Annotated in this window: 23 protein-coding genes, 1 tRNA gene and 2 pseudogenes; 14 read left to right on the forward strand and 12 right to left on the reverse strand. The window is 63.7% G+C overall.

Annotated features, from left to right (window positions below):
* Positions 1-11: 11 nt before the first annotated feature.
* The 6 genes from AB4074_RS18890 to AB4074_RS18915 form a co-directional block, all read right to left on the reverse strand.
* Entirely contained in the window at positions 12-1163 is a 1152-nt protein-coding gene (locus tag AB4074_RS18890) for a bifunctional 2-methylcitrate synthase/citrate synthase (protein WP_441414768.1), read from the reverse strand.
* 71 nt (positions 1164-1234) lie between these two features.
* Positions 1235-2143: a methylisocitrate lyase gene (prpB, locus tag AB4074_RS18895; RefSeq protein WP_441414769.1), complete on the reverse strand. Its 909-nt coding sequence runs from the start codon at positions 2141-2143 to the stop codon at positions 1235-1237.
* Positions 2144-3664, reverse strand: coding sequence for an MmgE/PrpD family protein (locus AB4074_RS18900; RefSeq protein WP_441414770.1), 1521 nt, complete (start codon positions 3662-3664; stop codon positions 2144-2146).
* Between the two features lie 10 nt (positions 3665-3674).
* On the reverse strand, positions 3675-4316 hold the full coding sequence (locus tag AB4074_RS18905) for a GntR family transcriptional regulator (RefSeq protein ID WP_441414771.1): 642 nt from the start codon (positions 4314-4316) through the stop codon (positions 3675-3677).
* Between the two features lie 120 nt (positions 4317-4436).
* Positions 4437-5150, reverse strand: a complete 714-nt coding sequence (locus AB4074_RS18910; protein WP_345446996.1) for a response regulator — start codon at positions 5148-5150, stop codon at positions 4437-4439.
* Positions 5147-6814: an ATP-binding protein gene (locus AB4074_RS18915; RefSeq protein WP_441414824.1), complete on the reverse strand. Its 1668-nt coding sequence runs from the start codon at positions 6812-6814 to the stop codon at positions 5147-5149. The genes AB4074_RS18910 and AB4074_RS18915 overlap by 4 nt, the downstream gene beginning before the upstream one ends.
* A gap of 152 nt (positions 6815-6966) precedes the next feature.
* Here AB4074_RS18915 and AB4074_RS18920 point away from each other — a divergent pair, with 152 nt between their 5' ends.
* The 10 genes and pseudogenes from AB4074_RS18920 to AB4074_RS18965 all read left to right on the forward strand — a co-directional run bounded on the left by AB4074_RS18920 (position 6967) and on the right by AB4074_RS18965 (position 16699).
* Positions 6967-8292 (forward strand): cation:dicarboxylate symporter family transporter, encoded by a 1326-nt coding sequence (locus AB4074_RS18920; protein WP_441414772.1) that lies wholly within the window; start codon positions 6967-6969, stop codon positions 8290-8292.
* A gap of 258 nt (positions 8293-8550) precedes the next feature.
* Positions 8551-9450 (forward strand): ParA family protein, encoded by a 900-nt coding sequence (locus AB4074_RS18925; protein ID WP_345446988.1) that lies wholly within the window; start codon positions 8551-8553, stop codon positions 9448-9450.
* 5 nt (positions 9451-9455) lie between these two features.
* Positions 9456-10316 (forward strand): segregation and condensation protein A, encoded by an 861-nt coding sequence (locus AB4074_RS18930; protein ID WP_441414773.1) that lies wholly within the window; start codon positions 9456-9458, stop codon positions 10314-10316.
* On the forward strand, positions 10313-10978 hold the full coding sequence (gene scpB / locus AB4074_RS18935; RefSeq protein ID WP_441414774.1) for an SMC-Scp complex subunit ScpB: 666 nt from the start codon (positions 10313-10315) through the stop codon (positions 10976-10978). The genes AB4074_RS18930 and scpB overlap by 4 nt, the downstream gene beginning before the upstream one ends.
* Before the next feature lie 157 nt (positions 10979-11135).
* A complete protein-coding gene (locus tag AB4074_RS18940; protein ID WP_441414775.1) occupies positions 11136-12386 on the forward strand; it encodes a pseudouridine synthase in 1251 nt (416 codons plus the stop codon).
* A gap of 3 nt (positions 12387-12389) precedes the next feature.
* Positions 12390-13496 (forward strand): prephenate dehydrogenase, encoded by a 1107-nt coding sequence (locus AB4074_RS18945; RefSeq protein ID WP_441414776.1) that lies wholly within the window; start codon positions 12390-12392, stop codon positions 13494-13496.
* Positions 13496-14209: a (d)CMP kinase gene (cmk, locus tag AB4074_RS18950; RefSeq protein ID WP_441414777.1), complete on the forward strand. Its 714-nt coding sequence runs from the start codon at positions 13496-13498 to the stop codon at positions 14207-14209. Before AB4074_RS18945 ends, cmk begins: the two co-directional genes overlap by 1 nt.
* A gap of 28 nt (positions 14210-14237) precedes the next feature.
* Positions 14238-14934: pseudogene (locus AB4074_RS18955) on the forward strand (lysophospholipid acyltransferase family protein).
* Positions 14935-14944: 10 nt separating this feature from the next.
* Complete coding sequence (gene der / locus AB4074_RS18960) at positions 14945-16495, forward strand: ribosome biogenesis GTPase Der (RefSeq protein WP_441414778.1); 1551 nt, start codon at positions 14945-14947, stop codon at positions 16493-16495.
* Between the two features lie 127 nt (positions 16496-16622).
* Positions 16623-16699: transfer RNA gene (locus AB4074_RS18965), tRNA-Pro, on the forward strand.
* A gap of 108 nt (positions 16700-16807) precedes the next feature.
* Here AB4074_RS18965 and AB4074_RS18970 read toward each other — a convergent pair.
* Positions 16808-17197: a hypothetical protein gene (locus tag AB4074_RS18970; protein WP_441414830.1), complete on the reverse strand. Its 390-nt coding sequence runs from the start codon at positions 17195-17197 to the stop codon at positions 16808-16810.
* A 154-nt stretch (positions 17198-17351) separates the two neighbouring features.
* Positions 17352-17819 (reverse strand): annotated as a pseudogene (locus AB4074_RS18975) (transposase); the annotation flags it as partial.
* Positions 17820-17913: 94 nt separating this feature from the next.
* Between AB4074_RS18975 and AB4074_RS18980 the strand changes: the two are divergent.
* The gene (locus AB4074_RS18980) at positions 17914-18156 is read left to right on the forward strand and encodes a cupin domain-containing protein (protein ID WP_441414779.1); all 243 of its coding nucleotides are present in this window, start codon (positions 17914-17916) and stop codon (positions 18154-18156) included.
* Positions 18157-18440: 284 nt separating this feature from the next.
* On the opposite strand, the gene AB4074_RS18985 is transcribed toward AB4074_RS18980, so the two are convergent.
* Together AB4074_RS18985 and AB4074_RS18990 are read right to left on the reverse strand one after the other, a co-directional pair.
* Positions 18441-18842 (reverse strand): hypothetical protein, encoded by a 402-nt coding sequence (locus tag AB4074_RS18985; protein ID WP_441414780.1) that lies wholly within the window; start codon positions 18840-18842, stop codon positions 18441-18443.
* A gap of 35 nt (positions 18843-18877) precedes the next feature.
* On the reverse strand, positions 18878-20074 hold the full coding sequence (locus tag AB4074_RS18990) for a hypothetical protein (RefSeq protein WP_441414781.1): 1197 nt from the start codon (positions 20072-20074) through the stop codon (positions 18878-18880).
* 1031 nt (positions 20075-21105) lie between these two features.
* On the opposite strand from AB4074_RS18990, the gene AB4074_RS18995 reads away from it, so the two are divergent.
* Positions 21106-21327, forward strand: a complete 222-nt coding sequence (locus AB4074_RS18995) for a hypothetical protein (RefSeq protein ID WP_441414782.1) — start codon at positions 21106-21108, stop codon at positions 21325-21327.
* A gap of 12 nt (positions 21328-21339) precedes the next feature.
* Here AB4074_RS18995 and AB4074_RS19000 read toward each other — a convergent pair whose 3' ends face one another.
* Positions 21340-21594, reverse strand: a complete 255-nt coding sequence (locus AB4074_RS19000; protein ID WP_441414783.1) for a hypothetical protein — start codon at positions 21592-21594, stop codon at positions 21340-21342.
* 205 nt (positions 21595-21799) lie between these two features.
* Between AB4074_RS19000 and AB4074_RS19005 the strand changes: the two genes are divergently transcribed.
* Positions 21800-22150: a zinc ribbon domain-containing protein YjdM gene (locus tag AB4074_RS19005; RefSeq protein ID WP_441414784.1), complete on the forward strand. Its 351-nt coding sequence runs from the start codon at positions 21800-21802 to the stop codon at positions 22148-22150.
* A 5-nt stretch (positions 22151-22155) separates the two neighbouring features.
* On the opposite strand, the gene AB4074_RS19010 is transcribed toward AB4074_RS19005, so the two are convergent.
* Entirely contained in the window at positions 22156-22602 is a 447-nt protein-coding gene (locus AB4074_RS19010) for a MarR family winged helix-turn-helix transcriptional regulator (protein WP_441414785.1), read from the reverse strand.
* 171 nt (positions 22603-22773) lie between these two features.
* On the opposite strand from AB4074_RS19010, the gene AB4074_RS19015 reads away from it, so the two are divergent.
* Positions 22774-23997 carry an MFS transporter gene (locus tag AB4074_RS19015; protein WP_441414786.1) on the forward strand — a complete coding sequence of 408 codons (1224 nt, stop codon included), beginning with the start codon at positions 22774-22776 and terminating at the stop codon, positions 23995-23997.
* The last annotated feature ends 4 nt before the right edge of the window (positions 23998-24001 follow it).

Here is a 24001-nt window from a genome sequence, read left to right on the forward strand (position 1 = left end):
ACTTGGTGAAATTACGGCAGGTGCCGTTCATCCACGCCGTTGTATTCGCTGAGCGGACGGATCAGGGAGTTCGATCCGAGCTGCTCCATGATGTGTGCGGTCCAGCCGGTGATGCGGCTGGCGACGAACAGCGGGGTGAAGGTGGGGGTGTCGAAGCCCATGAGGTGGTACGTGGGACCGGCGGGGTAGTCGAGGTTGGGTTTGATCGCCTTGGCCTCGTCCATGGCCTGTTCCAGCCCGTTGTACAGGCCCAGGATCTCCGGCCGGCCGTAGTGGGCGATCATCTTGTCCAGCGCTGCCTTCATGGTGGGCACCCTGGAGTCCCCGTGCTTGTAGACGCGGTGCCCGAATCCCATGACCTTCTTCTTCTGCGCAAGGGCGTGCTCCATCCAGGTCTTCGCCCGGCCGGCGGCCTCATCGAGCGATTCCTCGGTGCGGATCCCGATTTCCTCGAAGGTGTGCATGACGGCCTCGTTGGCGCCACCGTGCAGCGGACCCTTGAGGGCACCGATCGCCGCGGTGACCGCGGAGTGCAGGTCCGAGAGCGTGGAGGTGACAACGCGGGCCGTGAAGGTGGACGCGTTGAAGGAGTGCTCGGCGTAAAGGATCATCGAGACGTTGAAGGCCTTCACGACCTCGTCCACCGGGTCCTCGCCGAAGGTCATCCACAGGAAATTCGCGGAATATCCGAGGTCGTCCCGCGGTGCCACGGGTTCGATGGCCTGGCCCTCCGCGCGCCGGCGGCGCTGGTCGTAGGCGACCACTGCCGGCATGGCGGCGAACAGGTCAATTGCCTTGGTCATGTTGGCTTCGGGCGTGGATACCTCGGCCAGCGGGTGCCGTGCTCCCAGCACTGAAGCGGCCGTTCGGCAGACATCCATGGGGTGGGCAGTCGTCGGCAGAGTATCGATGACCTGCTTCACTACAGGGTCAAGGGCGCGGCCCGCGCGCTCGCGGGCTGTGAACTCTGCAAGTTCCTCCGGCGTGGGCAGTTCACCGTTCCACAGCAGGAAGGCAACTTCCTCGAAGCTGCACTTGGCGGCGAGTTCCTGCACGGGGTAGCCGCGGTAGAGCAGCGAGTTGGTGTCCGGGTTGACCTTGGAGATCGCGGTGTAGTCAACCACGACGCCGGCCAGGCCCTTCTTGATCTCAACAGCTACCATGCTGTCCTCCTTCGTTCATCGGCAAGCACTCCGGAATAGCCCGGAGCGCCTGCATCCCTTGGTTGATCCAGTTACCGGCTGAGCCCAGGAATCTGGAAGTTGAAAACGCTCGTGTCGAAGTGGTTGTAGGCCTCGTAGTCCACGAGGTCATAGAGGCGTGCACGGGTGAGCATGTTCTCCACCTGCGCCTCCTGCGTTCCTGTGGCCTTGATCGTTTCCAGCGTACGCTCTGCAGCCCCCATGGCAATGCGGAGCAAGGTGACCGGGTAGATCACCATGTTCACGCCGACGCCCTGGAGCTGTTCCACGGTGAATAGCTCGCTCTTGCCGAACTCGGTCATGTTGGCCAGGATCGGCACATCCACTGCATCACGGATGGCTTGGAACTCGCTGAGATCCTTCATGGCTTCCGGGAAGATCGCGTCCGCGCCGGCGTCGACCAGTGCCCGGGCACGTTCCTGCGCGGCCTCTATGCCCTCGACGGCGCGGATGTCGGTCCGGGCCATGATGAGGAAGTTCGGGTCGCGACGGGCATCGGCCGCCGCACGGATGCGCTTGGCGGCGGTGTCGACGTCGACCACGTTCTTGCCGTCCAGGTGCCCGCAGCGCTTGGGGTTGAACTGGTCCTCGATATGGCAACCGGCCAGCCCGGCGTTTTCCAGTTCCTGGATGGTGCGGGCCACGTTCATCGGCTCGCCGAATCCGGTGTCCGCGTCCACGAGGCACGGGAGTTCGGTCATACGGGCGATCTGGCCTGCCCGGGTGGCCACTTCGGTGAGGGTGGTGAGACCGATGTCCGGCAGGCCGAGGTCGTTGGCGAGGACAGCACCGGAGATGTAGACCCCGGGGAAGCCCTTCTCCTCGATCAGGCGTGCCGAGAGCGGGTTGAAGGCACCGGGGAACTGCTGGATGGTTCCGGAAGCGAGCATCCCGCGCAGGGCGAGGCGCTTCTGCTCCGGGGTGGTCTTGGAGTAGAGCATCTAGAAGAGTCCCTTCGGAGCGGCGGCAAGGTCGATGACGCCGGGTGCCGCGGTGATGTTCAGCTGGTCCAGTTCGCCCGGGCCCAGTTCCGGGAGGCGCTCGACGGCGGCGAGGAACCTCTCGATCTCGGACGCCTCGACGAGGCCCGCGGCGAGTGTGCGGAACTTGTTCACGTACTGCTCGCGGGCAAACGGCCGGGCACCGAGCGGGTGGGCGTCGGCCACGGCGATCTCATCGGTGATGACGGTGCCGTCCGTGAGTGTGATGACAACGGTGCCGCCGAAGGCCTTTTCCGCGATGTTCAGGGAGTGGTAGCGGCGGGTCCATTCGGGGTCTTCCACGGTGGTGACCTTGTGCCAGAGTTCCACGGTGTCCGCGCGCGCGGCGCGTTCCGGGCTGTAGGAGTCGACGTGGTGCCAGGCGCCGTCCTGCAGCGCGACGGTGAAGATGTACGGGATGGAGTGGTCCAGGGTTTCCCGGCTCGCGGTGGGCGAGTATTTCTGGGGGTCGTTGGCGCCGGAACCGATCACGTAGTGCGTGTGGTGGCTGGTCTTGATCAAGACGGAGGCCACGTTGGCCGGGTCCGTGGCCTCGGGGTGCTCCTTGTGGAGTTTGCGGGCGAGGTCGATCCAGGCCTGGGCCTGGTACTCGGCGGAGTGTTCCTTGGTGTAGGTGTCCAGGATGGCCCGCTTGGGCTCCCCGGCCTCGGGCAGCGGAACCTCGTAGGAGGCGTCCGGGCCGTCCAGCATCCAGGCGATCACGCCGTCTTCGCCTTCATAGATGGGCACGGGGGAGGTCTGGCCGCGCATTGAGCGGTCCACGGCTTCGACGGCCATCTTGCCGGCGAACGCCGGAGCGTGGGCTTTCCAGGTGGAGATTTCGCCCTTGCGGGACTGCCGTGTGGCGGTGGTGGTGTGCAGGGCCTGGCCGACGGACTGGAAGATCGTTTCGACGTCCAGGCCCAGGAGGGTGCCGATGCCGGCGGCGGCGGACGGGCCGAGGTGCGCTACGTGGTCGATCTTGTGCTTGTGCAGGCAGATGGCCTTGACCAGGTCCACCTGGATTTCATAGCCGGTGGCAATGCCGCGGATCAGGTCCTTGCCGCTGGAGCCGACGTGCTGGGCCACGGCGAGAATCGGCGGGATGTTGTCCCCCGGGTGGGAGTAGTCCGCGGCCAGGAACGTGTCGTGGTAGTCGAGTTCGCGCACGGCCACGCCGTTTGCCCAGGCGGCCCACTCGGGGGAGACCTTGTCGCTGATCCCGAAGACGGACGAGCCCTTGCCGTTGGTGGTCGGCGCGTGGGTCAGGGCCTGCGACCGGGCAGCGATGATCGGTCCGCGGTTCAGCGAAGCAATGGCGACGGAGGCATTGTCGATGATCCGGTTGATGATCATGTCGGTGACCTCGGGAGTCACTTCGACGGGGTCGGCGGCGACGGTGGCGATCTTGTGCGCCAGCTGCTCCTCACGGGCAAGGTTCTCTTCGCTCTTGTAGACGCGGACGTGGTTGTTCTTCACCATGGTGCTCCTTCTAGTGAGGGGTGTGGGTGGCTTTGACGTGGGAAAGACTGCGGTGCAGATGGACTGTGGTGGCGGCTTTGGCGAGCCGGGGGTTGCCTGCCGCGATGGCTTCGGCGATCGCGGCGTGCTCGGCCGCGGCGGCATGGAGGCGTTCGTCGTCGTCGGCCGCGAGGCGGCGGACCCGCACGAGGTGGACGCGCAGACTGCGCATGGCCTGGGCGAGGTAGGAATTGGAGATGGCCTCGTCGATCGCTTCGTCGAGCCTTCCCACCAGGGCGTAATAGTCGTGCCGGGAGGGGTCGCTGTCGTTGAGCATCTCCGGTGCCCGGAGGAGCTTGGCGTGGAGTTGCTCGAACACCGGGCGTTCACCGCGTTCCGCGGCGAGGGCGGCGGCTTTGCCTTCCAGGGTTTCGCGCAGCTCGAACAGTTCGTCGATGTCGTCCAGCGAGATATCGGTGACGACGACGCCGCGGCCGCCTGCCGCCGTCGTCAGTCCTTCCGCGCTGAGCCGGCTCAGTGCCTCCCGGACCGGTGTGCGGGACACGCCCAGGCGTTCGGATTGTTCCACTTCTGCGAGGACCGTTCCGGGTGCCAAGCGCCACTCAATGATGTCTTCGCGCAGGGCCGCATAGGCTTTGTCGCTGGCACGCATGGACCCTCCTTCGCTGGGTGGACGTCCTCAGTGTATACACAAATGGCGATCAAGCCTAGCTTTTCTTGAGAATAGTCGGCAGATGATCGGGCTGTGTATACATCCAGGATGGATTGTGGGCTAACTGCGGTTCCAGCGGTATTCGTTCTCCGGCCGTCCCGGGGTACCGTATCGCGCATTCCGTGTGACCATTCCGGCGTCGGCCAGGTACTCGAGATAGCGGCGCACGGTGACCCGGGACATCCCAAGGGCGACAGTTGCCTCGCTTGCCGACACGGCCCGGCCAAGGCTGGCCAGGAGGTCTTTGACGGACTCCAGGCTATGGGCCGAAAGGCCCTTGGGCAGTGGGACTTCGGTGGGCGCGCGGAGACTGGCAAACGCCTGGTCCACATCGCTTTGCGAGGCTCCACTCGCCCGAGCGCCCGACGCCGGTGCGGCGAGTTGCTCGCGGAAGGTGCGGTAGCTGGCGAGTTTGTCTGCGAACGTTGCGAACGTGAAGGGCTTGATGAGGTACTGCACCACTCCGATCGACACCGCGCTGCGGACAATGTTCACTTCCCTGACGGCGGTGATGGCGATGATGTCCGCAAGGAGTCCCGAAGCGCGCATTCGGCGGGCAACATCCAGTCCGTGAAGATCCGGCAGGTTCATGTCCAGCAGGACGAGGTCCACCGGCTGTCCCGCAACGGCGAATTCGTTGAGTAGCCGCAGGGCCGACTGTCCGTCCGGGGCCGTTCCCGCAACAGTGAAGCCGTCGATTCGGCCGACGTAGACGCCATGGGCATCGGCGGCGATGGGTTCGTCCTCGACAACGAGGACGCGGATTTCGGTCATTCGGCTTCTTTCCTGGAGTCCGGCGCGGGGAGCGCCACGCGGAAGAACGCACCGCCCAAGGCGCTCATAGATTCGCTGATGGACAGCGTACCGCCAAGCCGCTGAACTGCTTGCCGGACCAAGGCCAAGCCCACGCCACGGGAAGGAGCTCCGGGTTGACCCGCCTGGCCGATGCCGGCGGCCTTGGTGCTGAATCCGTATTGCCAGACGTCGTCCACGATGCCGGGATCGATGCCGTGGCCGGAATCGACAACCGTGAAGGTGGTTCCTCCAGGTCCGGAATCGATGCCCAGTTCCACTTTGCGCGGCGGGGGAGCGGCGGCGGCCGCGTCGAGGGCGTTGTCCAGCAGGTTTCCCAAAATCGTCACAAGGTCCTGCACGGCGAGGCCCTGGAGGCCGTCCCCGCCGGTCACCGTGACCGTCAGCTCCGCTCCGCGTTCGTGCGCCTCGGCTGACTTCCCCATGATGAGTGCACTCAGGACGGGCTCGTCCACTGATGCCACGAGGTGGTCGGTCAGCTGCTGACTCAGTTCAAGGTCCTTGGTGGCAAAGTCCAAGGCATCGGTGGTCCGCCCGAGCTCCATGAGCGACACGATGGTGTGCAGCCGGTTGGCGTGTTCATGTGTCTGGGCCCGCAAGGCGTCGGACAGGGTCTTCATGGTTTCGAGTTCGCTGCCGAGGGACTCGATTTCCGTCCTGTCCCGGAGCGTGGCCACGGTCCCGAACACGGCAGGCCGCTGCCGGCCCCTCATTCCGGGCGGCCCCACTGCCGGCGCCTGGTTCACCACCAGGATGCGCGAGCCCGTGAGGTGGATTTCGTCGTGCGCCGTCCGGCCGGACTCGAAGAGGCGGTGGAGGCTGGGATCCAGGGGCAGGTCAGAAAGGCGCGGGGCGGCTCCTGCGGCGGGATCGACGTCGGACCGTTCCAGTCCCAGCAGTTCCGCAGCCTGGTCGTTGTACATGACCACCCTGCCGCCGGTGTCGATCAGCACCACGCCTTCGCGGACCGAATGCAGGACCGACTCGTAATACGCGAACAATTGCGCCAATTGCTCCGGTCCCCAGCCCCTGGTGACCGCGCGCAGGTACCGGCCCAATAGCCACGAGGCGAGGGAGCCGCCTGCGAGCATGGCCAGCGAGATGCCGATGATCGCCGTGAGTCGCGCTGACACGGCGACGTCCACCGTCCGCACCGTGACACCCGCCGCCACGAGGGCATGGACTTTGCCGGAGGAATCCTCCACGGGAACGATGGTTCGCACGGATGGGCCCAAGGTACCTGCGGTGACTTCGGTGAAGGTCTGACCTCGGAGGGCAGGATCGATGGTGCCGATGTAGGGTTTGCCGATTTCGTCAGGGTTCGGATGGGTCCAGCGGGTCCGGTCCGGAGCCATGATGGTGATGAAATCGGCATGGGCATTGGCCGTCACCACCTGGGCATATGGCTGCAGGGTGGCGGACGGGTTCGGCGTGGCGGCTGCTTGAAGCACGAGCGGATTGGCTGCGATCGCGGCGGCCACCGCCTGCATGCGCTGGCCGGCATCGTTGTAGGCCCGGTCCCTCGCGTCCAGGAAGGCTGCCGTGCCCACGATGGCGGTGAGCGCCAGCACGAACAGTAGATTCGCCACAAAGAGTCTCCGGGCGATGCTCCAGCGTCGGATCACGTGCTCCTTTCTGCGGGCCATCCTGTGACCAATATGAACGCAACAGTGATACATGTCACGCCACGCCTAATGATGGGTATCACAGCAGAGCGACGCAGGGACATTTTGCAGGGACCACGGCGCTTTCCAGAGTATCTATAAGGAGCAAAGCCATGACCTCTCAAAGAGGAGAGATTGCACCCGCGAAGGCCGGGCGCAAGGGGCTGGACAAGTCGCATTACCTCTACATCGCCGTGATCGCCGCAGTTGTGCTGGGCGCCGTCGTCGGCTTGCTTTTCCCGGAAGTGGGTAAATCCCTCAAGCCTTTGGGTGACGGCTTCATCAAGCTCATCAAGATGATGATCGCCCCGGTCATCTTCTGCACCATCGTCCTGGGCATCGGATCGATCGCCAAGGCTGCCACCGTTGGCAAGGTCGGAGGGCTCGCACTCATCTACTTCCTGGTGATGTCAACCTTCGCGCTCGCCATCGGTTTGGTAGTTGGCAACATCATCCACCCGGGCGAGGGCCTGAAGCTGATCCCGTACAACCCGAACGCGCCTGCTTCCGCGAACAGTACCGCTGACTTCCTGCTGGGCATCATCCCGGGAGACATTCCCGTGCTGCCCACGCTCTTGGTAGCCATCCTGGTGGGCTTCGCGCTGCAGCGCATGGGCTCGCAGGGCCAGCCGGTACTCAAGGCCATCCAGCACGGGCAGGCACTCGTCTTCCGCATCCTCATCATGATCATGTGGCTGGCTCCCGTCGGTGCTTTCGGCGCCATCGCCGCAGTGGTCGGTGCCACCGGTGTGAAGGCCATCTTCGGCATGCTCACCCTGATGGTTGCGTTCTACATCACCTGCGCGCTGTTCATCGTCGTGGTGCTCGGAACCTTGCTGCGGGTGGTTGCGGGCGTCAGCATCTTCCAGCTGATGAAGTACCTGGCCCGCGAGTACCTGCTCATCTTCTCCACCTCATCCTCCGAAGCGGCGCTGCCGAGGCTCATCGCCAAGATGGAGCACCTCGGCGTTTCCAAGCCGGTTGTCGGTGTCACGGTGCCTACTGGCTACTCCTTCAACCTGGATGGAACTGCCATCTACCTGACCATGGCCTCGCTGTTCGTCGCCAATGCCATGGGTATCCCGCTGGACCTGGGTGCGCAGGTATCGCTGCTGGTGTTCATGATCATTGCGTCCAAGGGAGCGGCCGGCGTTTCCGGTGCAGGCCTTGCTACCCTGGCCGCAGGCCTGCAGGCACACCGGCCCGAATTGCTGGGCGGCGTAGGCATGATCGTTGGCATCGACCGTTTCATGTCGGAAGCCCGCGCCCTGACCAACTTCACGGGCAACGCCGTCGCCACGGTGTTGATCGGTACCTGGGTCAAGGAAATCGACCGCAACCAGGTCACCAACGTCCTCTCCGGTGCAACGCCGTTCGACGAGCTGACCATGATCAGCCACCACGCTGAACCCGAAGTGAAAGAGGCCGTGGCCGCTTAGTCCGGCACACTGTTTCGAAGCATCCACGCCGGCAAGGCAGGAACCCGTCATGGGGACCTGCCTTGCCTGCTTTTCATTGCACGTTTTTGTTGCATGCGGGCCAAACCTTCTACCTCAGCTAGAAGGTAAAGGCTCAAACTGCGGGCAATGTCAAGTTCCCCAGAATGCCGTGTCGGGCGCTGTAGCCTAGGTGGGGAGCAGTGCTGGTGCTGGAGACAGCCGCAGGAAATGACCGTCGTGGAGAGAGTGGATAGATACGTGAGCAGCGAACGGGGAACGACTACGCTGGAGGGCACGGATTTCGATCTGGAAGACGCCGTCATGGGGCCCACGGGCCGCCCGCACCGCGACTTCCCCGAGCCCGCGCCACTGGCCTCCCATGGCCCGGCCCGCGTCATCGCCATGGTCAACCAGAAGGGCGGCGTGGGCAAGACCACGTCAACCATCAACCTCGCCGCTGCGCTCGCAGAATACGGCCGGCGCGTCCTGCTTGTTGACTTCGATCCGCAGGGAGCCCTTTCCGCGGGGCTCGGAACGAACCCGCACGAGCTCGACCTCACCGTGTACAACGTCCTGATGGACCGCAAAGTGGACATCCGCGACGCCATCCAGAAGACCGGCGTCGAAGGCATCGACCTCCTACCGGCGAACATCGACCTCTCCGCTGCGGAGGTCCAGCTGGTCAACGAGGTAGCCCGCGAGCAAGTGCTGGACCGCGCGCTCAAGAGCGTCGAGGACGACTACGACGTCGTGCTCATCGACTGCCAGCCGTCCCTTGGCCTCCTGACGGTCAATGCCTTGACGGCTGCGCACGGCGTCATCATCCCGCTGATCTGCGAATTCTTCGCCCTCCGCGCGGTGGCACTGCTCGTCGAAACGATCGAAAAGGTCCAGGACCGGTTGAACCCTCGCCTGCAGGTGGACGGCGTGCTCGCCACGATGTACGACGCCCGCACCCTGCACAGCCGCGAAGTCATTTCGAGGCTCGTGGAGGCGTTCGGGGACAAAGTCTTCGAGACCGTCATCAAGCGTTCCATCAAGTTCGCCGACGCCACAGTTGCCGCGGAGCCCATCACCAGCTACGCCGGAAACCACATCGGTGCCGATGCCTACCGCCGCCTGGCCAAGGAACTGATTTCGCGCGGCGGCGCACCCTAGCCCGCGTGGCAGAACCGCTCACCCCGGGAGCCTCGCCCGCGGGACGGAAGGCCGGCTTTGAGGTCCGGCTGGCGAACTTTACCGGCCCCTTCGATCTCCTGCTCGGCCTGATCTCCAAACACAAGCTGGACATCACCGAAGTTGCGCTGGCCACCGTCACGGATGAGTTCATCAAGTACATCCGGCGCCTGCAGGAACTGGGCGAGGACTGGGCTCTGGACGAGGCCAGCGAATTCCTGGTCATCGCCGCAACCCTCCTGGACCTCAAGGCCGCAAGGCTCCTGCCGGCCGGCGAAGTCGAAGATGCCGAGGACATTGCCTTGTTGGAGGCCCGGGATCTCCTCTTCGCCCGGCTCCTGCAGTACAAGGCTTTCAAGCAAGTGGCCGCGATCATGTCCGGCACCCTGGAGTCCGAAGCCCGGCGCTTCCCGCGGCAAGTTGCGTTGGAAGGGCATTTCGCGGCGATGCTGCCCGAACTGATTTGGCGCCACACTCCGGAGCAATTCGCCGCGCTTGCGGCCAAAACCCTGGCGCCGAAGGACAACACGCCCGAGGAAGTCGGACTCGACCACCTTCACGGATCACCCGTCAGCGTCAAGGAACAAGCCGAGATCATCGGGTACCGCCTGCAGCGCGGCCAGCCGCAATCTTTCAGGGCACTGATTGCCGACGCAGAGTCCACGCTCGTTGTCGTGGCCCGGTTCCTGGCGCTCCTTGAGCTGTTCCGCGACCGCGTGGTGGCGTTTGATCAGCCGGGTCCGCTCGCCGAACTGACCGTCCGCTGGACAGGGCGCCCCGAAGGATGGAGCAGTGACAATTTGAGCGACGAGTACGAGCAGATCGACGAAGGAGAGGAGCCGCTGTGAGCGAGCAGGATACAGGCGGGGACGGCCTCGCCGAGCTTAAGGCCTTGCCCGGTGGCGCCCGCGCGGCTCTCGAAGCCGTCCTGATGGTGGTCGACCAACCGGCCACCGCGGAAGAGCTAGCGGCCGGGCTCAACGTGACGGTCGCCGCCGTCGAGGATTTGCTGGAGGGACTGCGGCAGGAGTATAGCGGCTATACTGTTAAAGCCCCGGGCAGGGACGCTGAAGACTTGCACACTGATGCAAGTGCCAGCGCTGCACCCCGGGGTTTTGAGTTGCGGAACGTTGCCGGAGGGTGGCGGATCTATTCACGCGCGGATTTTGCCGACGTCGTGGGCAGGTTCGTTCTCGAAGGCCAGACCGCGCGGCTGACGCAGGCAGCCCTTGAAACCATGGCGGTCATCGCGTACCGGCAGCCGGTTTCCAGGGCCAGGGTGTCGGCCATCCGCGGCGTCAATGTCGATTCAGTCGTTCGGACCCTTGTCCAACGCGGGCTGATCGAGGACTCGGGTACCGATCCTGAATCGGGGGCGATCCTTTACCGGACCACCTCGTACTTCCTCGAACGCATGGGCATTGGCTCGGTGGCGGAACTGCCTCAATTGTCCCCCCACCTTCCGGGGCTGGAGGGCATCGAGGAGTTCTTCGACGCCGAACGCATGTAGTCGCGGGAACCCGGCCGCAGGCAAGCTAAACAACTCAATATTGCAAGGATCTACAAACGCCTGGCTAGTAGCGGGCAGACACACAGGACAGATATTCTCTGTCCGGCTGGCTTAGTTGAGAAAGAACAAGCCGGCCACCATAACAAAAGGACGGGTCATGACACAGGCGGGACGCCAGGGTTCACCACGTAATAGTTCGGGACGAAACAATTCCGGACGCAACGAGTCGCAAGACTCAGGCCGCAACAACGCAGGCCGCAGCAGTGCCGGCCGCGCAGGAGGCAGCAGTTTTGGTGCCGGCCGGGGTGGCGCAAGCCGTGCCGGTGGCGCCTCAGGCGGCAGCAAGCGTAGCTTCTCCCCGGGCGGAGAACGCCCCTTCAAGCCCACACGTCCGCGTGAAGAACGCCCCTTCGATCCGGACAACCCCACCTCGGCCGGAGGCTACGAGCGTCGTGAAGACGCGAGGCCAGCCAAGGCCCCCCGCAAGCCAGGCTCCAACAAGCCCGGCTTCGGCAAGGCGCCGGGTACGCCGGGCGCATTGAAGCCCAAGACAAGCACCAAGAAACAGTACGCTTCCCGCGCCTTCGGCAGCGAGCGCTTCGGCCAGAACCTTGGACCGATCCGCAAGCCCCGCGGCCGCCGCGGCGAGGTGGCCCAGTCCGAGCAGCACGACGCCGATGGCGTCCGCCTTCAGAAGGTCATGGCCCAGGCCGGCGTGGCTTCCCGCCGCGTGTGCGAGGAAATGATCGAGGAAGGCCGCGTCGAGGTCAACGGCCAGCTCACCACCGAGCTCGGCATGCGCGTCGACCCCGCCAGCGCCGTGATCCACGTCGACGGCATTCGCATCCAGCTCGATGACACCATGCTCTACATGGTGTTCAACAAGCCCAAGGGTGTCGTTTCCACGATGGAAGACCCCGAGGGCCGTCCCTGCATCAGCGATTTCCTCAAGTCCGCCAAGAACAAGGGCGAGCGTCTCTTCCACGTCGGCCGTCTTGACGTCGCCACCGAGGGCCTGTTGCTGCTGACCAACGACGGCGAACTCGCCAACCGCTTGACGCACCCTTCCTATGAGGTGCCCAAGACGTACCTGGTACAGGTCCGCGGTCCGTTCCCGCAGGGCGTCGGCGCGCAGCTGAAGGCCGGCATCGAGCTCGAAGACGGCATCGCGTCCGTCGACTCCTTCAAGCTCGTGGATTCCACTCCGGGCCACGTGCTGATCGAGGTTGTGCTGCATTCCGGCAAGAACCGTATTGTCCGCCGCTTGTTCGAAGCCGTGGGTTTCCCCGTGCTTCGCCTCGTGCGCGTCAAGATCGGTCCCATCGGCCTGGGCGACCAGCGCCAGGGCAGCATCCGCAACCTCGGCAAGCAGGAAGTCGGACACCTCCTGGCCTCCGTAGGACTGTAAGGCATGTCGGCATTCCACTCGCACGGCCGGGGCCACCTTGACGGCCCGGTGGTCGTTTTCGGCACCGGCCTGCTCGGAGCCAGCATCGGTCTCGGCCTGCGTGGCCGGGGTGTCTCCGTGTTCCTGTCGGACCCGTCGCCAACCAACCAGGCCGTGGCCGTGGATATCGGTGCGGGCCGGCCTCTGTCCGAGCTTGAGAACCCACCCCAGCTGGTTGTTGTCGCGGCGCCACCGGATGTGACGGCCGACGTCGTCCAGCGTGCCCTGGGTGAATACCCGGAGGCCGTCGTGGTGGACATTGCCAGCGTCAAGCAGGCAATCCAGGCAGAGCTCCGCGGCCGTGGAGTGGACATGTCCCGCTACGTCGGGACGCACCCGATGGCGGGGCGCGAGAAGTCTGGGCCCGTCGCTGCCCGCGGCGAGCTCTTCACGTCCATGCCTTGGGTCCTTTGCCCGTCCGACGAGACCAGCGCCGACGCGCTTCAGACCGCGCGTTCCCTTGCCGGGGACCTGGGGGCAATAGTCTCCCAGTTCACGGCGGAGGAACACGATGAAGCCGTTGCTTTGGTGTCGCATTTGCCCCAGGTGATGTCTTCGCTTCTCGCCAGCCGCTTGCAGGGAACACCGCTTCACGCGCTGTCCCTGGCCGGCAACGGGCTGCGGGACACCACGAGGATTGCTGCCAGCGATCCCACTCTTTGGGTGCAGATCCTTGGGAACAACGCGGCCAAGGTGGTGGATATCCTCCATGGTGTCCGTGAAGACCTCAACCGTTTGATCGGTACCCTGGAGGATCCCACGGCTCCCGGCGCCCGCCTGGACCTTGCCCAGCTCATCAGCGAGGGCAACGCCGGGCAGGCCAGGATCCCAGGAAAGCATGGTGGACCTCCGCAGGCATATTCATGGCTTACAGTTCTGGTAGACGACCGGCCCGGGCAGATCGCCAGGCTGTTGACGGAGATCGGTGAGATCGGCGTCAACGTTGAAGACCTCCGCCTGGATCACTCGTCCGGGCAGAACGTTGGCATGGTGGAACTTTCCGTTATGCCCAACAAGCACGACCTCCTTGTTGAAGCCTTGACCGACCGTGGATGGCGGGTACTCCAGTAATGAAACGTGAACTTTTCGGCCCGGAGACCGTCGTACGTCCGGGAAAGCCGCTCGTTGTCGCGATCGACGGCCCGTCCGGCTCAGGCAAGTCCAGTGTCAGCAAGGAAGTTGCCCGGCGCTTGAAGCTCGCCTATCTGGACACGGGTGCGATGTACCGTGCGTTGACCTGGTACTGCCTCAAGACCGGCATCGACCTCGCCGACGGTGCCGCCGTCGAGCAGGCCTCAAAGGATCTGCCGCTGGAACTCAGCACGAGCGCCAACGCCGAATATGTCAGTGTTGCCGGAGTGGACATCACGGAGGAAATCCGTGAGCCGAGGATCTCCTCGTCGGTCAGCGCGGTGGCAACCACCCTGGGTGCCCGGAACGAATTGATTCGTCGCCAGCGCCAGCTGATCGAACGGCACCACCGCCGCATGGTGGTGGAAGGACGGGATATTACTACCGTCGTCGCGCCGAATGCGGAGGTCCGCATGTTGCTGACCGCCAGCGAGGAAGCCCGGCTGCGGCGCCGCGGCCTCCAGTTGGGCGGAACGCAGAGCCAGGAGCAGCTCGCCGCCCAAGTGATCCACCGCGACGCCAAGGACTCCACTGTGGTGAACTTCACCCAGGCGGCCGACGGCGTCGTGACCCTGGATTCCTCGGACCTGGACTTCGAAGAAACGGTCGAAACGGCACTGAGCATTGTGGGCAAGGTCATCTACGGTGACTGAAGCCCGGCTCCCGGCACGCTGGACCATGATGTGGAGCCGGCCAGTTGGCTGGCTGGTCGACCATGTCCTGTACCGGACCGCGATCACGGGACGCTCCAATGTTCCCAAGTCCGGCCCGGTCATTTTTGCGGGCAACCACATGAGCTTCCTCGACGGGCCGGTGATGTTCGGCGCGGCTCCACGGCCTATGCACATCCTGGTCAAGAAAGAGATGTTCAAGGGTTTCCTGGGAAAAGTTCTTCGTGCCTCGGGGCAGATTTCCATCGACCGCTCCGGCGATCGCGCAGCGCTCCAGCTCGGAAAGCAAGTGCTCGACGCCGGCCGTTGCGTGGGGATTCTCCCCGAAGGAACGCGGGGGAGCGGCACCGCCGGCAGCATCAGCAACGGCGTCGCATGGCTCGCGTTGATGTCCGGGGCCACAGTGATTCCCGTGGCCGTCCTCGGAACGCGGATCGGTAACGAACATCGCGATTCCATTCCGAGGCTGCGGCGCCGCCTGCACGTCAGTTTCGGAGCCCCCTTGAATGTGACCCGCAGAAATGGCGAGTCGGGGCGTGTTTCAATGGACAGGGCGGCTGCGGAGATCCGCGCTGCGCTGGCTGGACACGTCCAGGATGCCGTCAAGACCACCGGTCAGTCCCTTCCGGGGGACTAAATGAACCGGCCCACAGCCAATGCAGCACCGCCAAGAAGAAGTAGCCGGGACGCCGGCAGATCACCACTAAGGAAAGTGCAATGAGCGATACGACTCACAAATCCGGCAACATCGGAGCCGGCGACGACGAATACACGCCCACCGGCACCGACCAGGTGGCTGAAAACCTCGCCGCCCTGGACGACGACGAAGCCGAACTCCGCGCAGCCTCCCTCCGGGCAGGCCTGGAAGACTATGACCTCGACGAGGACGACGCCGCCCTGCTGAGCGGGCTTTACGACGACGAAGGCGAAGACGGCCCCCTCAAGCTGGACCCGGTCCTGGCCATCATTGGCCGCCCCAACGTCGGCAAGTCCACGCTGGTTAACCGCATCCTCGGCCGCCGCGAGGCCGTCGTCGAGGACACCCCGGGCGTTACGCGTGACCGTGTTATGTACTCGGCACACTGGAACGGCCGCAACTTCACGCTCGTGGACACCGGTGGCTGGGAGCACGACGCGAGGGGCATCCACGCCCGGGTCGCCGAGCAGGCCGAGATGGCCGTGGAACTGGCTGACGCCGTGCTCTTCGTGGTGGACTCAGCCGTTGGCGCCACTGCCACGGACGAAGGTGTCATGAAGATGCTGCGCAAATCCAAGAAACCGGTCATCATGGTGGCCAACAAGGTTGACGACTTTGCGCAGGAAGCCGACTCGGCAACGCTTTGGGGCCTTGGCTTCGGCGAGCCGTACCCGGTGTCCGCTCTCCATGGCCGCGGCGTTGCCGACCTCCTGGACCACGTCATGGACACCCTGCCCGAGTTCTCCACGGTGGAAGGCGTCGAGCGCTCCGGCGGTCCCCGCCGCATTGCCCTCATCGGCCGCCCGAACGTCGGCAAGTCCTCCTTGTTGAACAAGCTGGCCGGCTCCGAGCGCGTGGTCGTCGATCCCCTCGCCGGGACCACCCGCGACCCCGTGGACGAATTCATCGAACTGGGTGACCGCACCTGGCGCTTCGTGGACACCGCCGGTATCCGCCGCCGCCAGCACATGGCCCAGGGCGCGGACTTCTACGCCTCCCTGCGTACGCAGGCCGCGCTCGAAAAGGCGGAGGTCGCCGTCGTGCTCCTGGCCGTTGACGAGGTCCTCAGCGAACAGGACGTCCGCATCCTGCAGCTCGCCATCGAGTCGGGCCGTGCACTGGTCCTCGCGTTCAACAAGTGGGACCTGCTCGACGACGAACGTCGCCGCTACCTTGAGCGTGAAATCGAGCAGGACCTGGCACACGTTGAATGGGCTCCGCGCGTCAACATCTCCGCCAAGACCGGCTGGCACAAGGACCGCCTGGTGCCCGCACTGGACCTTGCCTTGGAGAGCTGGGACAAGCGCATCCCCACGGGACGCCTCAACGCGTTCCTGGGCGAGCTCGTGGCTGCCCACCCGCACCCTGTCCGCGGCGGCAAGCAGCCCCGCATCCTGTTCGGCACCCAGGCATCCAGCCGTCCGCCGAAGTTCGTGCTCTTCACCACGGGCTTCCTGGACCCCGGATACCGCCGGTTCATCACTCGCCGGCTGCGCGAAACCTTTGGCTTCGACGGCACGCCGATCGAGGTCAACATGCGCGTCCGCGAAAAGCGCGGCAAGAAGCGCTAATTGAGACGCGCATCACAGATGACACCCGCCAAGGTGTCATTGGGAACCTCGAACATCGTGTAAGCTTTTTGAGGTGGTTCGGCCGGACTGCTTAGGTGAAAACCTAGGCGGAGAACGGCAGGACTGACGGGCTGTAGCGCAGCTTGGTAGCGCACTTGACTGGGGGTCAAGGGGTCGCAGGTTCAAATCCTGTCAGCCCGACCAATGAAAGCCGCGGGAACTCTAGGGTTCCCGCGGCTTTTGCGTTTAAGCGTTGGTGTGGCAGCTAGTAGTTGGGGTTATAGGACAAAACGTGTGTAAATCCCGCGTGTGTCACGTGCGTCCTGCCCAGCCTTTGCGGGCCCAGAGGCCTTCCTCGGCGGTGGCTGTGTTGCCGTATTCCTCGGGTCCGTGTGGCGGCTCGACGGCGGTTTGCGCCGCCGGGCGTGTGGGTGTGCAGTGCTTGGGGCGGATGAGGCGGGCGGGCTGGTCCGGAGTTTCGCTGTGGAGGTAGAGGTACCACTCGATGGCCCGCTTCTGGTGCTCTTCGCTCATCCCTCGGTGGGCGCGCAGAATCAGGCGCAGCTGCGCGTTCGTGCCGCCTTCGATCCGGTTTGTCGTGGCCGCGATATCGAGTCCGGTGAACTCGGTGCGCAGGTAGGTGAACAGCGTCCCTGCCTGGCTGAGCCGCTCCAAGGCGGTAGGCCTTCCGGAGCCGGTCATGGGTAAACCACCAGGCCTGATTCGCCCGCACCCACGCCGGCGCCGGGGAGGCTGCGGTGCGGTAGGTCCGGGCCCGGACCAGTTGCCCGTGGTTCTGGTACCAGTCATTGAGGTGGCCGAGCCACGCCGCGGCCTGCGCGGCTGTGCTGATCCGGGTCAGGGCCCGGCGAAGGCTCAGGAGAGCTTTGCCGGCCTCGGTCCTGGGCCTGCTGGTCAGGTAGATTCGCACGTTGCGCTGGACATGGACCAGGCAGCGCTGAACGGCGGTATCGGACCAGCAGTCAGAGAGCGCGGCGGCGATCCCGGAACCACCGTCGGTGATCACCACCCGCGGAGCCGGGAGCGGTCCCAACAGGGCGGCCCACGCGGCCTTCTTCTCGGTGTCGCACCACTGCCGGCCGATCACATGCTCTCCGGCGATCGCGATCAGGCAGCACCACGAGCCGACACAGATCCCGTCAATCTGGACCTGGTCATGGATCTCGCCCGTGGCCGGAATCGTGGGGGCGATATTCCAACACCACGCCGTGCGGCGCCGGAACGACCGGGCCGTACCGAACGAGTCAACCAGCGCTTGGCTGCCGGTACCTAGCGGCCAGCCTGCCGGGGGATACTCGGACATGATTGCTACTCGAAACCCCTGAGCTCTGGCATCCGCATCGCCTGATCAGCATCAACAACTACGACGTCAAGGTAGTCAAGTTGCAGGGGAGTTCGTGTGGCATTCCCACCCGGACACTGACGAGCTCTTCATGGTGGTTCGAGGCGAGCTCACGATTCAGCTCCGCGATCGCGACGTCATTCTGCGTCCGAACGATGTGTTCGTGGTGCCGAAGGGCGTCGAGCATTGTCCAAGGGCTGAGGGCGATGTGCACGCTATCTTGGTCGAGCCCAAGGGCACTATCGATACCGGAGATGCCGGCGTTGAGATGACGGTGCAGCTTCAGGAACTCAGCTAAGGAGCTATCCAGCGAGTGGATCGTGGCCGTCTGGTAGAGCCGATTCGGCCGAAGACGCAGATCCGCTGATCTGTGTCTCGTGACGCTCGTGTCGATCGGGGACGGTTCCCAATTCGCCACCGAACAGCTATCGACTGCCAGCTTACTGAGGGAGCCTTGATGTGGTGAACTGGTCGCTATCTGCGATCAGAGCACTGCGGACTTCTGGGGCCTAACGGCTGGGTTTCGTGTCGTATGGGTTTCCTTGTTTTCGCGAACCAAGACCGACAGCGCCCGGTTGAGGCTTATCCCCGAATCACCTTGACATCATACTGTTCGTAAAGGTCGGTGAAGGTGATGTGTGCGGTCTCCGGGATCGTCTTGCCGACCTTCTCCGGGCCGAAGACGTGCGTGGTGGCTGCTATGTCGGTGGTGCAGGGCGATCCCGTGGAGAGGTCGAACGTCACCGAGGCGGACCCGTCTTTCACGGTAAACAATGTCGCTGTCGGTGGGCAGCTTGAACTTCCCCAGGTCACGATCTCAATGCTGCCATTACCCGGGGCGAATGCCACAGGTGCGCCGCTGAGCGTGACCTCGACGCCCGGCGGCGCACCGGCATGGCGCGAGTCGGCAACGCCAGCTGAGGAACAGGAGGTCAATGTGACGACCACAATCATTATCATCGAGACAACGTTGATCCTGGTCATGACCGCTTGACGCAATTCCTCACCCCTTTCCAGAGCTATGACGTCGTGTAAACCAGACTATGCGTATACTGCGCGTTCGCCCATCGGCTGAGAGGTGCCATGCCCATGTTGGCAGAGCACTCCCGGGCTGATGTCGAAGGGTCGCCGGTGCAGTTACTGCTCATGTTGGACATCATCGAGATCACGCCGACCCCGTACGCCCCGACCGTGTTGTCAGACGACCTCAGCGCGAAGATCGCGACCGGGCCTCCACTGTCGCCGTTGCCAGCTGCGGGGATGCCTGAACCCTGCGTGGACCAGCGGGTCCAGTTACACTGGAGGAAGGCGACACAGCTGAACGCGTCGGAGTTTTCCAGCACGTTGGAGCACACCGGCCCTGAACGGGAGCCGTTGTAACAAACGCTGTTGCCACCCACCGGGGCGATGTATCCGCGAATCGGCGCGACGGTCGTGTTGTCGGTGTACGAGCCTGCGAACATCCATGCCGACAAGGGACCCGAGTTAGTGAACAGCTCAAGGTCGGTGTCGCCGGCCGCCTGGAACGTCGACGAGCCGATCGTGACGCTGCCGGTTCCCCACTGCCATGATTCCTTTGTAGCGGAGGTGCAGTGGTCAGCGGTGAGCATGCTCGGCTGATTGTCCTGGTTGCGAAGGACCGGATACCCCGAGCTACATGATCCCGGCGGACCCTGCGTGTACCCGCCTGAGATGATCGGCTCGCTGCTGCGCAGTCTTGTGGCCACCTCGGGTCTAGCTGCCTTCTCGTACGCCACCGGCACCCCGGATATCGCGTCCGGTAGGGGAAGGCTACGCCGTAACGCCCTGTCCTTCACCTCGACGCCGACAGTGATCGATGAACCGTCGGGGGCTGGGGTGCCCGAGACGAATCTCGCGCCGCTTGGCAAGGCACTGCTGTCGGCGGCAAGCGACTCGATCACCTTCTCGAGTTCGGCAATCGGTCGTTGAGCGGCGATGACCTCCCATCGTTGTTCCGAACCAAGCGCTTTTGCGATGCGCGCTTCAAGCCCGCGGGTGTCCCCAAAGACGTAGAAGGAGACGACGTCCCGCTCCGGGTCCCAAGTGACAGTGTTGATGGCCCGGCGATCATCAGCCGTGACGAGGTTCGTGATCGCGATATTGGTGTCGATATCGAGCTGACGCTGACTCCAGCCCGTCATGTCTTCAGCTGTCAGGGGCCTTCCCCACCCGGGCATCTCCTCGTCGACCGCCACGCTGTGGAGTAATCCATCGGGGCTGCTTGAGGTTGCAGACCATCGCCGTCGCTGGCGGGGGAACCTCCGGTCTGTCGAGCTGGCCTTCGGTACCTCCGACGACCCATGGACTTCGACAGGCGCCAGCCAATTCAAACCGCGATGGGCATCGTGCTTGGAGAGCTTGTTGAACCCACGGATTAAGGAAGACAACGAGACAGCACGGTTCTGAAGCCGATTAACTCAAAGTACCCGGGAATCCACTGGGTGGGGAGCGTTCCGTAGTGAACCGTCAGCTCGCTGTTTGACACGTGCACCTTCGAGGATTCGACCTGTTCGCCGTGGTGAATAGGGTCAGCCCTCGAGATCACTTTGTCGCTTTTCTCGTGGTCGATTTTAGTGGGCTTTTCGGCGCATCCAGTGCGGGGTGTCCCCTAAGTGGGCGGCCCCGGGACGTCGACCGGAGGAAGATCATCGCGACGACGCTGGAATGCGGGATACGGGATGAATCAGCTCTCGATAGAACTCTCAGCATGGGGGCGTCATGACGTTATCGTAAACGCTGGACAGTTCCTGACCTCCGGATGGAACCTTCTAAAGTCGAAGCATTCTTCGTGGATCTACACTGATTCGATGCGACAACAGTGGGAGTGTCATGTGCTTGGAGGACTGACTGATTGGGGGACTTTTGATCTCGAGTATGAGCGCAGATCAAACCCGAACTGGCGGAGTCGAATTGGCACGGTCTGGCCACCAAGCGCTACTTGCAACTGGTGAATCGGAGTGCTGACCATGCGTAGGGTACGAACGGCAGGCGCGGCGATAGTCTTGGCTGGTGTCATTCCGTGGCTACTAGGGGCCTATGCCGTGTTCATCGTTTCAGCGCGGTACACCGGACTGGGCGTCTTCGAGTCCTATGTGGCGTTCCAGAGCGGGTCTAACGTTGGCAACGTCATTTGGTTCGTGATTTGGAGCGGAACAACCGGCATCGTTTGTTGGACCCTTGTACGGCGGATTGATAGATCCTTCGATGCTAGGAGGTGGCTCCCTTCATGTTGTTCGCCTATGCGGTTCCGTCGGTGCTCCTGATCTTCCCAGACACTGCCATGGGGTTCGCTGTGTCGCACATCCGCGCCTTTCCGGATGACACGGTGCCTCATTCTCGCCTCGCAATGTTTCTCATCCAAAGTGGGATGCTGGCGCTCATCGTTGCTTTGATCCTGTTCGGCATAACTTACATTTCTAACCGAAAACGCCGACTTTCCGCGGGGTGAAGTAGGCCGGGCTTAGCCGCGCCCGGTCATTCGCCGAATGCCTACGAAAAGGATCAGCGTCAGGTAGATCCAGATAGAAGAGAAGACGCTCAACCCGGTCTGTTGGCTTGCCGTCAAATGCAAGGGTTCCGCGAACAGCGTCGACATTGCGCGGGCCGCCAGCCCCGGCACGGCACACACTGTCATCAGTGCGAAGAGCCTGGGCGAGCGAAGATATATGCCGACGACCAGCCATCCCAGGGCGAGGCCCCATAGCGGCAATTGCACGGTTCATGCACCACCTTCCGGATTCTTGGGCATTGGCAATATATGACGGATATGTGGCGTCTAAGTGGTCAAATCCAAGAATTAAGTGGTCTGCAGTAACGATCTCCGTGCTCAATTCCGCGAGATCCCGGGGTTCTTGCAAAGCGTCTACGTGTGCCCAGGTCGCCGTCTACGTGTTTGACCGCCCCCGTCTATCATTGGACGGGTGAGCGAAACACTTCCCCCTTGCCCCGAATGCGCCAGCGAATATACCTACGAGATGGGTGCGTTGCTGGTCTGCCCCGAGTGCGCCCACGAATGGTCGCCGGCCGCGTCTGATGAGGCAGAAGCCGAGCCAACGGACATCAAGGACGCCGTGGGCAATGTCCTCTCAGACGGGGACACTGTCACAGTGATCAAGGACCTCAAGGTCAAGGGGAGCGCCACGGCCATCAAGGTTGGAACCAAGGTCCGCAACATCCGCCTCGTGAACGGCGTGGGGGATCACGACATCGACTGCAAGGTGGACGGCTTCGGGCCGATGCAGCTCAAGTCAAGCGTGGTCAAGAAGGTCTAAAGCCCTTAAGCCCCCTGCGACGCCCCCAACGCCTTCACCAGCGGTTCAAGCTCCGGTACCGATTCTGCGGCCGCCAGCGATTCCGCGAGGGTTTCGTCGTGCACCGGGCGGGCCGCCAGCAACAGCTTCTGGCCGGCCTCGGTAAGCTCCGTGTAAATCCCGCGCCGATCGTCCGCACACAGGATCCTGGTCAGCAACCCCCGGTCTTCAAGCCGGTTCACCAAACGCGTCGTGGCGCTGCTGGACAGTGCCGTCGCCCTCGCGAGCTGCTGCATCCGCATGTGCCAGCCATCCTGGCGGCTCAGAGCGTCAAGCACCGTGTACTCGACCACCGAAAGATCCGCAGCGGACTGCAACGCCTTCTCCAGTGCTGCCTCGATGTTGCCGTGGAGCGCTGCGAGAGTCCGCCACCCTTGCGCGCGTACTTCAACGGCGTCGTCCTTGATGCCCATGTCTCCTGTAACTCCTGCCGATTGATGAAGAAATCAGACGCCCGCAAAGTAGTTGCTTGCGCAATTACATGGCGCGTGCAACTATATATGGAGCGTCTGCAACTAATTCTACGGTTCTCGGCGGCGCACTTCCAGTCTCACGGGAATCGATCCCCACAAAGGAGCAACAACATGCCCGCAGGGTTGATCGCCCTTGCCCTCGGCGGATTCGGCATTGGCTTGACCGAATTCGTCATCATGGGCCTCTTGCCAGAAATTGCCACCGACTTCGGAGTCAGCGAAGCGGCCGCCGGCTGGTTCATCACCGGCTATGCGCTGAGCGTCGTGGTCGGCGCCCTCCTGGTTACAGCGGCCGTGACCCGCTTGCCCCGCAAGCCTGTCCTGATCGGGCTCCTCGTCCTGTTCATCGCGGGCAACTTCCTCTCTGCCATCGCGGACAGTTACCAGGCAATGCTGATCGGGCGCATTGTGGCCGCCCTCTGTCACGGAGCCTTCTTCGGTATCGGCTCTGTCGTTGCAGCCGGCCTGGTCCCGGCCCACAAAAAGGCCGGAGCCATTGCCATCATGTTCACGGGCCTCACCGCCGCCAACGTGCTGGGCGTGCCCTTCGGAACCTTCCTCGGCCAGAACCTCGGCTGGCGGTCCACCTTCTGGGCCATCACCATCATCGGCGTTTTCGCCCTCATCGGCATTGCCCTCATGGTCCCGAGGACAAAGGAAGGCGCCGCCGCCAGCAGCCTCCGCAGTGAGCTTGGGGCTTTCAAGTCCGGGCAGGTGTGGCTGTCGATTATCGTCACAATTCTCGGCTTTGGCGGTATGTTCGGCGCCTTCACCTACATCGCCTTCACGCTGACCCAAGTCTCCGGATTCGATCCCCACGCCGTCCCTTGGCTCCTCGTCCTGTTTGGCGCCGGACTGTTCGTCGGCAATATCGTCGGCGGCAAAGCGGCCGACAAGTCCATCGACAAAACCCTCGTGGTCATCCTCGCGGGCCTGGTGCTGGTGCTTGTCTTCTTCGCACTCACCGCCGCGAGCCCGGTGGCCACCCTGTTCTCACTGGCACTCATGGGCGGCTTCGGCTTCGCTACCGTCCCGGGCCTGCAGATGCGCGTCATGCACTTTGCCGCCACCGCGCCCACCCTTGCCTCCGGCGCGAATATCGGTGCCTTCAACCTGGGTAACGCCCTAGGCGCCTGGCTGGGCGGAGTCGCCATCACCATGGGCCTGGGTTACACCTCGCCGATCTGGGCCGGCGCCGCCATCACTGTAGCGGCCCTGCTCGTTATGATCGCTGCCGCGGCAGCCGCCCGACGCAGGGGAGCGGCGCAGTCAGCTTCCGCGCAGCAAGCAGCCTCCGACGTCGTACGCGAACCTGAGGAGGCGCCGGTCGCCTAGGCGA

It is taken from the genome of Arthrobacter sp. 2MCAF14 (genome assembly GCF_052115645.1).
Classification (GTDB): Bacteria; Actinomycetota; Actinomycetes; order Actinomycetales; family Micrococcaceae; genus Arthrobacter.